The sequence below is a fragment of the Bradyrhizobium sp. Ken64 genome (genome assembly GCF_055807555.1).
Genome location: NZ_JBVVPA010000014.1, coordinates 37,944 through 52,106, shown reverse-complemented (window position 1 = coordinate 52,106; position 14,163 = coordinate 37,944). Strand labels below are relative to the sequence as shown.

12 protein-coding genes are annotated in these 14,163 nt (G+C 64.3%); 4 read left to right on the top strand and 8 right to left on the bottom strand.

Annotation, left to right across the window (positions count from 1 at the left end; all coding sequences use genetic code 11):
• Positions 1-18: 18 nt before the first annotated feature.
• Positions 19-1,626, top strand: a complete 1,608-nt coding sequence (locus AC0L2F_RS22380; protein ID WP_063996467.1) for a Na+/H+ antiporter — start codon at positions 19-21, stop codon at positions 1,624-1,626.
• A 26-nt stretch (positions 1,627-1,652) separates the two neighbouring features.
• On the opposite strand, the gene AC0L2F_RS22375 is transcribed toward AC0L2F_RS22380, so the two are convergent.
• The 6 genes from AC0L2F_RS22375 to AC0L2F_RS22350 all read right to left on the bottom strand — a co-directional run bounded on the left by AC0L2F_RS22375 (position 1,653) and on the right by AC0L2F_RS22350 (position 7,721).
• Positions 1,653-2,474 carry an N-acetylmuramoyl-L-alanine amidase gene (locus tag AC0L2F_RS22375; RefSeq protein WP_473249872.1) on the bottom strand — a complete coding sequence of 274 codons (822 nt, stop codon included), beginning with the start codon at positions 2,472-2,474 and terminating at the stop codon, positions 1,653-1,655.
• 3 nt (positions 2,475-2,477) lie between these two features.
• Positions 2,478-3,815 (bottom strand): Rieske 2Fe-2S domain-containing protein, encoded by a 1,338-nt coding sequence (locus AC0L2F_RS22370; RefSeq protein WP_473249871.1) that lies wholly within the window; start codon positions 3,813-3,815, stop codon positions 2,478-2,480.
• Between the two features lie 86 nt (positions 3,816-3,901).
• Positions 3,902-4,798, bottom strand: a complete 897-nt coding sequence (locus AC0L2F_RS22365) for a TauD/TfdA dioxygenase family protein (protein ID WP_473249870.1) — start codon at positions 4,796-4,798, stop codon at positions 3,902-3,904.
• 142 nt (positions 4,799-4,940) lie between these two features.
• Positions 4,941-6,224 carry a flavodoxin-dependent (E)-4-hydroxy-3-methylbut-2-enyl-diphosphate synthase gene (ispG, locus tag AC0L2F_RS22360; RefSeq protein ID WP_007615960.1) on the bottom strand — a complete coding sequence of 428 codons (1,284 nt, stop codon included), beginning with the start codon at positions 6,222-6,224 and terminating at the stop codon, positions 4,941-4,943.
• A gap of 12 nt (positions 6,225-6,236) precedes the next feature.
• On the bottom strand, positions 6,237-7,190 hold the full coding sequence (locus AC0L2F_RS22355; protein ID WP_007615962.1) for a DMT family transporter: 954 nt from the start codon (positions 7,188-7,190) through the stop codon (positions 6,237-6,239).
• Between the two features lie 36 nt (positions 7,191-7,226).
• A complete protein-coding gene (locus AC0L2F_RS22350; RefSeq protein ID WP_007615963.1) occupies positions 7,227-7,721 on the bottom strand; it encodes a Fur family transcriptional regulator in 495 nt (164 codons plus the stop codon).
• A 156-nt stretch (positions 7,722-7,877) separates the two neighbouring features.
• Here AC0L2F_RS22350 and AC0L2F_RS22345 point away from each other — a divergent pair, with 156 nt between their 5' ends.
• The 3 genes from AC0L2F_RS22345 to AC0L2F_RS22335 are packed head-to-tail and all read left to right on the top strand — an operon-like array spanning position 7,878 to position 11,089.
• Entirely contained in the window at positions 7,878-8,360 is a 483-nt protein-coding gene (locus tag AC0L2F_RS22345) for a MarR family winged helix-turn-helix transcriptional regulator (RefSeq protein ID WP_007615964.1), read from the top strand.
• A complete protein-coding gene (locus AC0L2F_RS22340) occupies positions 8,353-9,528 on the top strand; it encodes an HlyD family secretion protein (protein WP_473249869.1) in 1,176 nt (391 codons plus the stop codon). The genes AC0L2F_RS22345 and AC0L2F_RS22340 overlap by 8 nt, the downstream gene beginning before the upstream one ends.
• A gap of 4 nt (positions 9,529-9,532) precedes the next feature.
• On the top strand, positions 9,533-11,089 hold the full coding sequence (locus AC0L2F_RS22335) for an MDR family MFS transporter (protein ID WP_007615966.1): 1,557 nt from the start codon (positions 9,533-9,535) through the stop codon (positions 11,087-11,089).
• Between the two features lie 172 nt (positions 11,090-11,261).
• Here AC0L2F_RS22335 and AC0L2F_RS22330 read toward each other — a convergent pair whose 3' ends face one another.
• On the bottom strand, positions 11,262-12,326 hold the full coding sequence (locus AC0L2F_RS22330) for a phosphotransferase (RefSeq protein ID WP_473249868.1): 1,065 nt from the start codon (positions 12,324-12,326) through the stop codon (positions 11,262-11,264).
• A 75-nt stretch (positions 12,327-12,401) separates the two neighbouring features.
• Positions 12,402-14,093, bottom strand: coding sequence for a methyl-accepting chemotaxis protein (locus AC0L2F_RS22325; protein ID WP_473249867.1), 1,692 nt, complete (start codon positions 14,091-14,093; stop codon positions 12,402-12,404).
• Positions 14,094-14,163 lie beyond the last annotated feature (70 nt).

Genomic DNA, 14,163 nt, shown 5'->3' with positions numbered 1-14,163 from the left:
GGGTGAAGACAGATCATCATGGAAGCAAAATTTCAGACCTTTCTCATCCTGCTCGCCGTGCTGGCAGGCACCGCGCTTGTCGCCCGCCGCTTCAACATCGCGCCTGCCATTCTGCTGATGCTCTCCGGCGTCGGCCTCGCCTTCGTGCCGGGCATGCCGCCGGTCGAGCTGCCGCCGGAACTGGTGCTGCTGATGGTGCTGCCGCCGCTGATCTACTCGGCGAGCGTCGCGATGAGCTGGCGCGAATTCAAAAAGAATCTTCGCCCGATCGTGCTGCTCGCGGTCGGCGCGGTGATCTTCACCACAGCACTCGTCGCAACCGCCACGCATTATTTCATCGGCCTGCCCTGGACCATCGGCTTCCTGCTCGGCGCCATCGTCGCGCCGCCCGATGTGGTGGCGCCGCTCGCGATCGCGCGCCGGCTGCATTTGCCGCGCAGGCTCATGGTCATCCTCGAAGGCGAAGGGCTCGCGAATGACGCCACCGCTCTGATCCTCTACCGCTTCGCGCTTGCCGCAATCATGGTCGGGCATTTCTCGCTGCCTCTGGCGGGCGGCGAATTCTTGCTCATCGTCGCCGGCGAGATCGCCTTCGGCATCGGTGTCGGCTGGCTCTCCCTGCGGTTCCGCAAATGGTCGGGGGACCCGCAGGTCGAGCTGACACTGTCGCTGATCACGCCCTACGTCTCCTACTGGCTGCCCGAGCATCTCGGCGGCTCCGGCGTGATCGCCACCGTCGCCTGTGGCCTCTATGTGAGCTGGAACGGCCCGCTGCTGATCTCGGCATCGACGCGGCTGCAGGGAATCTTCTTCTGGGACCTCGTGATCTATCTGATCGAGGGCTTGCTGTTCCTGCTCACGGGGTTCCAGATGCGCGCGCTCTACGAGAAGTCGAAGGCGTTCCCGCTCGACGACATCATGATCGCGACCGCCGTGGTGCTGGCGGTCGTCGTGATCGCACGCTTCGCCTGGCTCTATCCTGCGACCTATCTGCCACGAATGCTCAGCAAGTCGCTGCGTGCGCGCGATCCGTCCCCACCGTGGCAATGGCCTTTCGTGCTTGCGTTCACCGGCGTGCGCGGCGCGGTGTCGCTGGCGGCGGCACTGGCGCTGCCTTTCACGCTGCCGGGCGGCGAGGCCTTTCCGTTTCGCGACCTGATCCTGTTCGTCGCGTTCGGCGTCATCTTCATCACACTGATCGGCGTCGGTCTCACGCTGCCCCCGGTCGTGCGTTGGCTCGGTGTCGCGGAAGCCGGTCGCAACGAGCATGCCGCCGAGCACGAGGCCGAGATCGCGGCACGGCGCCAGGCGCTCGATGCCGCCCTGAAGTCGCTCGATGCGCTGACCGAGGAGAAGGACGTGTCCGACGAGGTGATGCGGCTCCTGCGCGCCCGCCACGAGATCCGGGTCAACCAGCTGCCCGATTCGCTCGATCCCACCCACCACGACGTCTCCGCCGCCGGCACCGCCTTGACCCGCGATCTGATCGCCGCCGAGCGTAAATTCATCCACGAGCTGCTGCGCGACGGCCAGATCACCGACGAGACGCGCCGGAGGATCGAGCGGGATCTGGATTTGGAGGAGGCGAGCTTGGCGAACCGGGAGTACCGGGGAGCGCCGCTGTAGATTCCCGTCATTGCCAGCGGCGCCACCTACCGTCTCGCGCAAAACTCCCTCATCGCCACCGCCACGGCGCCCGCAATGATCTCCTGCCGCTCCGGCGAGTTCATCGTCATCTCCTCATCGCGGTTGATGATCGAGCCCGCCTCGAGCAACACGGCCGCGCTCCGCGTCTGCGACAGCACGACGAGCCCGTCATAGCGGTAGACGCCGACATCCTTGTCGAGCAATTGGCGCCGATAGCGGCCCATCACCGGCAGGGCATATTGGCCGGCATAATGCAGGTCCTGATCCTTCAGCTGTCGGCCGATCATCCGGGCCAGCATCAGGCTTGCGGCGAATTGCGGATTTCGCTGCGACACGAACAGGGAGTGGCCCGAAAATCGGTCGCTGAAATAACTGTTCGCCCCGTCGAACTCCCACCTCTCGATCAGTTTGTCCGGCACCGAATCGTGATGGATCGACAGGAAGAGATCGGCCCGGGCATTGTTCGCAGTGCTGACGCGCTTGAACAGGCTCGGTCGCGCCTTGCCGTCGGTGACGAGCAGCCGGGTCGCGGCAAAGCCTTCGGCCTTGAGCTTCGCCGTGATCAGACTCGCAAGCCGGAAGTTGAAGCCGAACTCGGTGTCGTTGCGCGCGCTCAACGCGCCGTAGGAGTCCGGGGTGTGCCCGACATCCACGACGATCCGGAATTTCGACATCTCACACTTGACCGGCGCGTGCTGCGGCTTGGGTTTCGCGATTTTCCGCGCGATAGCAGCATGGCCCTCACCTGCAGGCGCCAGCGACCATAGCAAGATCGACGCGACCAGCGTCGAGATGAGACTTGCGATGATGCTGCGCGGCTGCCCCAAGTGCTACTCCGCTGCCGCTGTTCGCGGCCGGCCGACAAATCCCATGACGTCGCCGAAACGCTCCAGCATCACCGCGGAAAGGTCCTTGGCCTTGCTGGTGACGCAGGCGCCCGAGCGCACGGCGTAGCGATCCTGATGCGCCGCCTGCGGCGGCGGCTCGCCCTGCTGAAGCGCCCGCGCCAGCTCCATCACGACTTTCCGGAAATGCATGATACCGAGATCGGTCGGACCAAGATGCTCGCGGGTGCGGTCGGCGATCGGGCCCTGGCTGTCCTGCACGGCCGCATCCTGTTCGGAGACGCCGTTGATGCCGGTGTAGCTCCTGGTCTTCTGCAGCTTGCGGTCGATCAGGTAGTCGTTGCCCTTGTGGCGCAGCGGCACGTAATTATCGTCGACCTCCGCGATCACGCCGTTGCCCCGGTCGAGGGCGTCACGCTCGGCTTGCGTCAGCGGCCGCTCCGGATTCCAGGCATAGGTGTAGATCCAGCAATTGGTGTCGGTGACCGGCACGAAAGTCTGTCCAAAGATGTTCTCGCCCGGCATCGCGCTCGGGGCATAGGCGTGGAACGGCATCAGGAACTGGGCTATGCGCCAGTAGATGTTGTCGCCGCCGGTGAGCCGCCCGCCGGCGATGGTGAGGCCCGCCGCGTGCGGGGCGATCTTGATCACGGGGCGCGGATCCTCCGCGATCCAGCGCATGTGATCGCTCGACATCCGCGCGATCGGATTCACGAAATGCTTCTTGATGTCCAAAATTTCGTTCTCCTCCTTGTCGAAGGAGAGATGGGCGAAGGTGAAATGCGCGGTGTCGATCGAGCCTTCCAGCGCCTGCACCCAGTTGCAGTCCTGCCATTTCTTGCCGACGTAGCGATGCGAAGCCGGCAGCAGCGCCATTTCGAGATCGGGCAGCTCGGGCATCGCATCCGCGGGACCCATATAGGCCCAGATCATCTCGCCCCATTCGCGCGCCGGATAGGATTTGATACGAACGAGATCCTTGGCGTTGAGGTCGGGATAGGAGGTCGGCATGTCGACGCAGCGGCCGTCGGTGTCGAATTTCCAGCCGTGGTAGACGCAGCGGATGCCGCATTCCTCATTGCGCCCAAGCCAGAGATTGGCGCCGCGATGCGGGCAGTGTTGATCGATTAATCCGACAACGCCGCGGGTATCGCGGAAGGCGAGCAGTTCCTCGCCGAGAACGATGATCTTCTTCGGCTCGCCGTCGAGCTCGGGGAGTTCTTCCGACAGAAGCACGGGAATCCAGAACCGGCGCAACAATTCGCCCATACCCGTTCCGGGGCCCGACTCGGTCAGGAACTTGTTGTCCTCGGCGCGGAGCATGGCGGATCCTCCCGACGGTCTTTGTTTTCGGCGAGATTGGCCCGCACGCGGGAAGACGTCAACGCGGAACGCGGTGCGCAGACCGGTTAAACCGGCCGCTCCCCCTTCACCGTCACCCGCGTGCCGGAGCGCGTGTGCGGCCAGTAGTCCCACATCGCGCGGTGCTGGGTGCAGCGGTTGTCCCAGAAGGCGATGGCGTTCTCGGTCCAGCGGAAGCGGCACTGGAACAGCGGGTTTTCCGTGTGCTGGTAGAGATAGGCCAGCATCGCGTCGCTCTCGTCGCGTGGGATTCCGTTGATGTGACGGGTAAATCCGCGGTTGACGTAAAGCGCCTTCCTGCCCGTGACCGGATGCGTGCGCACCACGGGATGCTCGGCACTCGGATAGGACGGACGGTCGGCGACACCGTAATTTGCGTAGAGCCCGCGATAGATGTGCTCGCCGTCGTGCAGCGCGGTCAGCCCGTCGAGATAGGCCCTCATCCGGTCCGACAGCGCCTCGTAGGCCGCGTACATGTTGGCGAACAGCGTATCGCCGCCGCGCGGCGGGCACTGCTTGATGTAGAGGATCGAGCCCATCGGCGGCTCGAGATCGCAGGAGACGTCGGAATGCCAGCCCTCGCCGTTGGCGCGCGGCGAATTCGCATCCGCATAGATCTTCATCAGTGCCGGGTCTTCATCCTCATGCGGCGCGGCTGGATGAAAATGCAGCTCGCCGAACTTGCGGCCGAAGGCGAGATGCTGTTGTGGCGTAATGTGCTGGTCGCGGAAGAAGATGACGAGGTTTTCGGCGAGCGCGCGATGGACCTCGTCCATCTGCCGGTTGGACCGGGCATCGTCCGAAACCAGCTTGCCGATATCGACGCCGGAGATTTCCGCGCCGATGATGGGGGTGAGCTTTTCGACCGCGATGGTCTCGTAAGGCGCGCCGTCGTCCCTCGTGTGGCGATAGCGCGGGCCCTGCTTGCCGGCGAGTGAGCTCATGACGTGTCTCCCGATCGTTCTTGATTGGGAGCATCGTAGCCCGGATGGAGCGAAGCGCAATCCGGGTTGAGTTCGTCAGCTTGCGAGAACCCGGATTTCGCTTCGCTCCATCCGGGCTACACGCCGCAAAAGCGGAGCAATACTACTCCGCCGCGGTCACCGGCACCTTGGCGCCCTGGCCGTAGCGCTGCTCGATGTAGTCGATCACGAGCGCCTTGAAGTCGGCGGAGATGGTCGGGCCGCGCAAGGTGCGGAACTTCTTGCCGTCGACGAACACCGGAGCAGCCGGCGCCTCGCCCGTGCCCGGCAGCGAGATGCCGATATTGGCGTGCTTGGATTCGCCGGGGCCGTTGACGATGCACCCCATCACCGCGACGTTGAGCTCTTCCACGCCGGGATATTTCGTCTTCCAGGTCGGCATCTCGTCGCGGATGAAACCCTGGATCGAACTGGCCAGTTCCTGGAAGGTGGTCGAGGTCGTGCGGCCGCAGCCGGGGCATGCCGCAACCAGCGGCACGAAGGTGCGGAAGCCCATGGTCTGCAAGAGCTCCTGGCCGACCTGCACCTCACGGGTGCGGTCGCCGCCGGGCTCCGGCGTCAGCGAGATCCGGATGGTGTCGCCGATGCCCTGCTGCAACAGGATGCCGAGCGCCGCCGAGGACGCCACGATGCCCTTGGTGCCCATGCCGGCCTCGGTCAGGCCGAGATGAATCGCGTAATCGGAACGGCTGGCGAGATCCTGATAGACCGCGATCAGATCCTGCACGGCCGAGACCTTGGCCGAGAGGATGATGCGATTCTTGGGCATGCCGAGCTCTTCGGCGCGCGCGGCCGAGAGCAGCGCGGACTGCACCATCGCCTCGCGCGTCACCGCGCGCACGTCGCGCGGATCGGCGGACGCGGCGTTCTCGTCCATCAGCTTGGTCAGCAGCTCCTGGTCGAGCGAGCCCCAATTGGCGCCGATGCGCACCGGCTTGTTGTTCTTGTTGGCGATCTCGATGATGTCGGCGAACTGGGTGTCGCGCTTGTCCTTGAAGCCGACATTGCCGGGATTGATGCGATATTTGGCGAGCGCCTCGGCACAGGCCGGATAGGCCGCGAGCAGCTTGTGGCCGATATAGTGAAAGTCGCCGATCAGCGGCGTGGTGATGCCGCGTTTAAGCAGCCCGTCGCGGATGTGCGGGACGGCGGCGGCGGCCTCCTCACGGTCCACGGTGATGCGGACCATTTCGGAGCCGGCGCGGGCGAGCGCTGCGACCTGGGCGATAGTGCCGTCGATATCGGCGGTGTCGGTGTTGGTCATCGACTGCACGACGATCGGGGCACCGCCGCCGACGGCGACGTCGCCGACCTTGACCTGGGTGGTCCTGTGCCGGGGCGCGGGGCCCGCAACGTCGGAATCGATGGTGTTTTCGAGCTTGTTCATGGCGTCCAAATATCAGGTTTTGGTGACGTTCAGCAATGCATCGCGCGGCGCCGCAGCGGATTGGCTGGGACGGTTAACCAGAAAAAGCCCAGCAATGACAAGGACGGCGGCAGCCCCGAATGTCAGGTTCAGCGTGTCGTGCATGATGAAATAGCTACCCACCACGCCAAACAAAGGGGTGATGAAGGTAAAAGCCGACAATTTGCTGGCCGAATAGGTCTTCACCAGCGCGAACCAAAGCGTGAACGTGGTTCCCACGACCCAGATCGCCTGGAAGGCCATCAGGCCCAGCGACAGCGGCGACGGGGTGTGGGGGATGGTCTCCCCGAACAGCCAGGCGGCCAGCCCAAGGATCGGGATCGAGGTCGCGACCTGATAGCCCAACGCCTTCTCGGGCGCGGCGAAGCGCAGCCGCGTTCCCTTGGCAACCAGCGTGGTCGCCGCCCACAGCGCGGCGCCGCCGACGATCATGAGGTCGCCGAGCAGGACATGCGAATCGACATTGGGCTGCGGCACGCCGATCGCGAGTGCGACACCGGCAAAGCTGATGGCGAGCCCCAGCCATTGCGTCCCGCCAAGCCGCTCGCCAAGAACCTGGTAGGAGCCGAGCGCGACAAAGAACGGCGCGGTGTAGAGGAACACGACCGCCCGCGATGCCGGCGTGAAGCGCAGGCCCTGGAAGATCAGAACGAACTCGATGCCGAACATCAGTCCCGCGATCACGCCGGGCTTCCAGGTGCCGTCGCGCTCAAAGAATTTAACGCCGCGCAAGCTGCCGATGATGAACAGCACCGGCAGCGCGCCCATCGAGCGGAACGTAGCCTGAAGCATCGGCGGAATGTCCGGCAGCACCAGCTTCACCGCGATCTGGTTGAATCCCCAGGTCAGGCACAGCATGAGCATCAGGGCGATAGCGCCGGCACTGAGGGGACGACCGGCGGACGGTATGGCTTGAGGTGAGGACATTTCTTCCCGAAAAACCGGCTTTGCGCCGTTGTTGCTCTATGCAGCTTTCTGACAATGCGCACAAACGCCCGTGATTTCCACCACGGACAATTTGGGAGCGAAGCCTGAACTGCGCGCGGCGGCGTTGAGGTCCCTGGCGAAAGAAGCCGACGGAATCTCACCGACCAGGCCACAGCGCTCGCAGATCAGGAACGTCACCGCCGAGGTCGCGTCGTGGTCGTGAGCGGCGCAGGCGAGATAGGCGTTGCGGCTTTCGATGCGGTGCACGAGGCCGTTGGCCATCAGGAAATCGAGAGCACGATAGACCGTGATCGGCGCCGGCCGCGGCATCGATTTCGCCAGTTCGTCAATCACCTCATAGGCGCCGAGCGGCCGGTGGCTCGAGAGCAGCGCCCCCAGCACATGGCGGCGTATCGGCGTGAATTTCTGCGCGCGCTCTCCGCAAACGGCCTCGGCATGCGCCAGCGCATCCGCGGTGCAGCGGCCGTGATCGTGGTCGGGCGCGGGAAATGCCGGTTTTGCGAGGGTCATGCGACGGCCTTCTAGCATTTCGAAGGGGGAACCCAAAGCAGGACCGGTGATGTGGCCATCAGCCATGCTCGCCCTGCGGGACAGTGTCCCGCAAACCCACCATGAAATAATCATAAGCTTGCTTATAATATCCTAAGCTTATTGGAGACAAAGCTCATGAGCCCAGGGCCCGTGGACCAGAATTTCCTGTTTACACTCGCCGAGGTCTATCGCCTGCTCCGGGTTTATGCCGACAAGGAAGCCTCGCGCTTCGGCATCACTCGCGCGCAATGGGCGGTGCTGGCCAAGGTCGAGCGCAGCGAAGGCATGAAGCAGTCGGAGCTCGCCGAGCTTCTCGAGGTGCAGCCGATCACGCTGACGCGCCTGATCGACAAACTCTGCGGAAGCGACTGGATCGAGCGACGCAACGATCCTTCGGATCGCCGCGTCAAGCGGTTGTACCTGAAGAAGGCCGGGCGGCAGTTGCTGGGGCGGATGAGCGGGCTGAAGTCCGAGCTCACGGCGAACGCGCTCGACGGCATCACGCCGGCGGACGCCCATCGTCTCCTCACCCAACTCGAAACAATCAAGGAAAACGTGCGGTCCGCGATCCAGACCAGCGGAGCGGAACAAGCGCGTAAGGAGCAACGCTATGGCTGATCAGGTTCTCAAGTTCCAGCCCGAGCAGAAAATCGACGGCGGCAAGCCCACCAAGAAAGCCGGCACCAATCCGCGCCGCCGCCTGTTGGCGGGCCTGCGCCGCTATCGCCGCGTGCTGCTCCTGGTCGTGCTTCCGGTCGCCGTCGCCGTTGCCGGCTTCACCTTCTATCTCAATGGCGGCCGCTATGTCGGCACCGACGACGCCTATGTCGGCGCGCAGAAAGTGCTGGTGACTCCCGATATCTCCGGCAAAATCCAGAAGGTCGTCGTCAAGGAGGGCCAGATCGTCAAGCACGGCGACGAGCTGTTCGAGATCGACCCCGCCCCGTTCCGTCACGCGTTGGAAGAAGCCAAAGCGCAACTCGCCCAAGCCCGCGTCACCTATGACAATCTCGTTGCCAACATCAAGATCTACGGCGACATGCTCAATCTCGCCCAGCAGGGCATGGACCTGAAGCAGCGCGACGTCGAGCGCAAGCAGGCGCTGGTGAAGAACAATTACGGCTCGCAGCTCGATCTCGACAACGCGTCGAACGCACTGGTGACCGCCGGCGCGCAGGCGCAATATATCAAGCAGCAACTCTCGAATGCCAAGACGCAATTGCTCGGCAATCCCGAGTTGCCGCTGGAGCAATTCCCCGCCTACGCGCAAGCCAAAGCCAAGCTGGACGATGCCCAGCGCAACCTCGACCACACCGTGCTGCGCGCGCCCATGGATGGCGTGGCAACCCAGGTCGAGCAGATCCAGCTCGGCCGCTACGTCGCCGCCGGCACGCCGGTGTTCTCCATCATCGATGTCGCCCATCCTTGGGTCGACGCCAATCCGAAGGAGAGCGACCTCACCTATGTCACCGAAGGACAGCCGGTCACGCTCGAGGTCGACGCGTTCCCGAACCATACCTTCAAGGGCAAGATCGGCTCGCTCTCGCCCGGCACCGGCGCGCAATTCGCGATCCTGCCGCCGCAGAACGCCAGCGGCAATTTCGTCAAGGTGGTGCAGCGCGTGCCGATCCGCATCTATTTCGACGAGACCGACAAATCCGTGCGCAAGCTGAAGGCCGGCATGAGCGTCTACGCCACCATCGACACCGGCCATCAACGCTCGCTCGCCGGCCTGCTCGGCCTGTCGGCGACCGCGAGCCAAGACAAAGACCAAGACAAGGACTGATCCGGTGTCCGGCCCGAATGCCCATTTGATGGTTCCCGGCCTGCGCCGGAACATGGTGACGATCTGCGCCATGACGGCAACCATCATGCAGGCGCTGGACACCACCATCGCCAACGTCGCCCTGCCCTACATGCAGGGCACGCTGTCGGCTTCGCAGGACCAGATCAACTGGGTGCTGACCTCCTACATCGTCGCCGCCGCGATCATGACGGCACCGGTGGGCTGGATCGCCAACCGCTTCGGCCGCAAGCGCATCTTCATCATCTGCTCGGCCGGCTTCACCATGGCATCGGTGCTGTGCGGGCTTGCGCAGGACATCAACCAGATGGTGCTGTTCCGCCTGCTGCAGGGCGTGTTCGGCGCCGCCCTGGTGCCGTTGTCGCAATCGGTGATGCTCGACTATTACACGCTCCAGGAACGCGCCAAGGCGATGTCGATCTGGGGCATGGGCGTGATGATGGGGCCGATCATGGGCCCATCGCTCGGCGCCTGGCTGACCGAGACTTATTCCTGGCACTGGGTGTTCTTCGTCAATCTGCCGTTCGGCGCCATCACCGTGATCGGGCTGATCGTCTTCATGGACGAGACCAGGAAGGATCTCAGCCTGAAATTCGACTGGTTCGGTTTCGCCGCGCTGGCGGTCGCGATCGGCTCGCTTCAGCTCGCGCTCGACCGCGGCGAGCAATTGGGCTGGCTCGAATCGGGCGAGATCCTTGCGGAGTTCATCGTCTCGGCCGTCGCCTTCTACTTCTTCATCGCGCATTCCTTCACGACCTCAACACCGTTCATCCGTTTCGCGCTGTTCAAGGACCGCAATTTCGTCACCGGCTGCATGTTCATGGTCGTGATGGGCCTCGTGCTGTTCTCGACCATGGCGCTGGCCTCGCCCTACATGCAGAACGTGATCGGCTATCCCATCATCACCGCGGGCCTGCTGCTGGCGAGCCGCGGCTTCGGCACTTTCTTCGCCATGATGCTGGTCGGCCGCATGATGCGTTATGTCGAGGCCCGCACGCTGATCATCACGGGCCTGACGCTGACCGCGGGCTCGCTGTTCCAGATGACCGGCTGGACCGATCTGACCCAGGTGCCGGAGATCGTGACCGTCAGCGTCATCCAGGGCTTCGGCTTCGGCCTGGTCTTCGTGCCGCTATCGACGGTGGCGTTCCTGACCTTGTCGAACGAGCTGCGCACCGACGGCACCGCGATGCTGACCCTGATGCGCAACGTCGCGAGCTCGGTGGGCATTTCCGTCGTCATCGCCCAACTGACGCAGGGCACGCGGCGGACCTACGCGATCCTGTCCGAGCATATCAATCCGTTCAACCATGCGCTCCAGATGCCCAGCGTCAGCGGCATGATCAATCTCTCCACCGACGCCGGCCGCGCCATGGCCGATCGCATGGTCAGCGTGCAGGCGCAGATCATCGCCTTCGCGCACGACTACCAGCTGGTGATGTTCTTCATCCTCTGCACCATCCCGCTCGCCCTGCTGATCGGCTCGACCAAGGCCACCCTGCGCAAGCAGGCGGCCGGGCCGGAACATGCGGTGATGGAGTAGCGTGGGTCACAACTTCCGCCGTCGTCCTGGACAAGCGCAGCGCAGATCCAGGACCCATTAGCCCGGCGAGGAGTTTGGTGGTAACTCGTAGTTTCGAGCATCGCACCACAACCTTTCCCTGGGGTAATGGGTCCTGGCTTTCGCCAGGACGACGGCGAGCATGCGGCACCAACTACCCCAACAACTCCTCGCAACCCAGATCCTCGACCGCCATCATCACCCGTTCCAGATTATTCCACCAGATCACCGGCGGGATGTTGATGCTCCATTGCCGGACCGGCTTGGTGATGTGCCAGAGCACCGACCAGCGATAGTCCTGATCGAGCGCGCCACGCGTATAGCCGCTGACGCCGTGCGCGATCAGCGTGTCGTGGTAATGGTTGAGCAGAAGGCGTTCGAACGCCTGCCGGCGCTCCGGATACCAGTGCAGCGCCACCATGTAGGCGAGGTCGTGGGTCGGCACGTTGATATCCCACAGGTCGAAGTCGAAGATGCGGACAGTGTCGGACACGCCGGCACGCGGCAGCAGAAAATTCCAGATATGGGCATCGCCATGGGTGACAGTGAGGTGCCGGTGCGAATGGTAGCGCAGTGACATCCTGTCGGACTGATCGATGAAGCGGCGGCAGAGCGTGCGGCGCTCTTCACTGAGACGATCGCCGAGCTGATCAGCGAACCGGTCGTAATGGGATGCGAACGTTTCCATGTGCCCGGCTGTATCGTCGGTGCTCGCCCAGATCCCGACGGTCTCGCCGAGACCAGCATGGTCCCACCACGCCGCATGCCAGCGCGCGAGCGCGGCGACGATGGCCATCGCCTGACCGCGCGATGGCGGCAGCGGCCATTGGGTCGCGATCTCGTGGCTATCGGTGAGATCCTCCAGCAGGAGATGCCAGGAGAGGCTCTCCTCGTCGAAATTCCCGTCAAAGCAGCGCGGCACCAACTGCGCGGGCGTTCTGGGTGCGAGCTGTTTGTAGTAGGCCACCTCGTGGCGACCGGCATTCGCCAGCGGCTTGGCGAACGCGGCATGGGGCGTCTTGAGAATCAGAGACTGCGGCGAGCCGGCGGATTCCCCGACATAGCGAAGGCCGAGCCGGGTGATATGCGACACGACCGTGTCGCGCTCATGCAGGACCTTGACCTCGCGCACGGCACCGGCGTCCAGTGCGCCGGCCTTGCGCAGCGCCGCGGTGAGATTTGCCGCGTCCGCCACCTCCGGCAATCGTATTTCTGTCATGAGCGCCCGACCCCCGTCGCGTTGCTCCATTCTGCACAACCGCGCTGCCGGCCGCCAGCGGCCTCAGCAGCCGGCTCAAGCCGCGGCAGTCGAGTCGCGCACGGTCCTGACCACGACCGACCGGAGCTGTTCGAAATTCGCTGCCATGCCGGCGATCGCCTGCCTGACCTCCGCGGCGCGCTCGTTCACGGAGGCGGCGTCGCGGCTGACATCACCGATCTTGGCCGAGACCTCCTTGGCCGCGGAAGCCGATTCGGAGATCGACCGCGTGATCTCGCGGGTCGCGGCATCCTGCTCTTCCATCGCCGCGGCAACCGTGGTGGCAACGCCGTCGATCTCGACGATGTGGCCTCCCATGGTTTCGACGGCGTCGACTGCGGCCTGGGTCGAGGCCTGGATCTCGGCAATCAGCCGCGCGATCTCCTCGGTGGATTTGGCGGTCTGGTCGGAGAGGGACTTCACTTCGGCGGCGACCACCGCAAAGCCACGGCCGGCCTCCCCGGCGCGCGCCGCCTCGATCGTGGCGTTGAGCGCCAGCAGATTGGTCTGGCCGGCGATGCCGCCGATGAGGTCGGAAACCTCGGCGATCTTCTTCACCGATCCGGCCAGCGTCTGGATGGTCGAGCGCGCCTGTTCCCGACCGGCGACCGCCGATTTTGTAACCGTGCTGGTCCGCGCGACCTGGGTTGCGATCTCGCGGATCGAAGCACTGAGTTCTTCGGCCGCGGCCGAGACGGTCTGCGAGCTGCCGAGGGCCTGGTTGGAGGCAGCTGCGACCGCCTGCGATTGTGTCGAGAGCGACCTTGCGATCTCGGACAGACTGGAGGCGGCACGCTCCACGCCTTGCGTCGCGGCGCTCGCGGTGTCGACCGAGCGGCCGGTCTCGCGCTCGACGATTTCGGCCATCTGGTGCAGCGCCCCGCGCTTGGCGAGCGTTGCCTCCTGCTCCTTCTCCAACTGCTCCTCGCGCAGGCGGGAATTCTCGACCGCGGACTGCTTGAACACCAGGAGCGCGCCCGCCATCGAGCCGACCTCGTCCTGCCGGTGCGCGAAAGGAATGTCGGCGGCGAGATCGCCGGTCGCGAGCTTTTGCATCGCGCTCGTCATGCGCACGATCGGGCGCACCACGCCGAGGGCGACGCCGAGCAGGCCCGCCGCAATGAAGGCGAGGACGGCGGCGGAGACGCCGAGGAGGATATAAAGCATGGAGCGGTCGCGGTCGGCGGCCAGCTTTTCCATGTCGGCATTCTGCTTGTTGGCGCTCTCGACGATGCTGTCGATGACGGTGCGATGCGCGGTGTAGGCCTCCTTGAGCTGCGCGTAGGCGCGCTCGGAGGCGACCGCGTCCTTGGCCTTGAGAGCGGGGAGGAGCTGGTCCGACAACAGCTTCCAGAACTTCTGCACCTCGGCGTCGGATTTCGACACCAGGGCCGTCTTCAGGTCGGGCGAGAGGCTGGAGGTGACCCAGAATGCCTTGCGCTCGTCGTAATCCTTGCGGAGCTGGACCAGGCGCTCGCCATGAGCCGCCAGCTGGTCGGGCTCGCGCATGGCAAGCGTGGCCTCGAGATAAGCCTCGATCACATATTCCGGCGGCGGCAGGATGTCGGCGATGAGATCGTTGCCGAGCTTGATGTCGGAATAGAGCGGACCGCCGACCTTGAGCTCTTTCAAGGCGTAAAGGCTGGTGGAGACCACCGCGGTGAAGCCGATGGCCAGAACGACGCCGAAAGCAATGATTGCGGAGGAAAGCGAAAGGCGAATTTTCATGAAACAATCCAATGGGGCCGCGCCGAATCCCACGGATCCTAAAGCATTACGGTAAACACGGGATTGCATC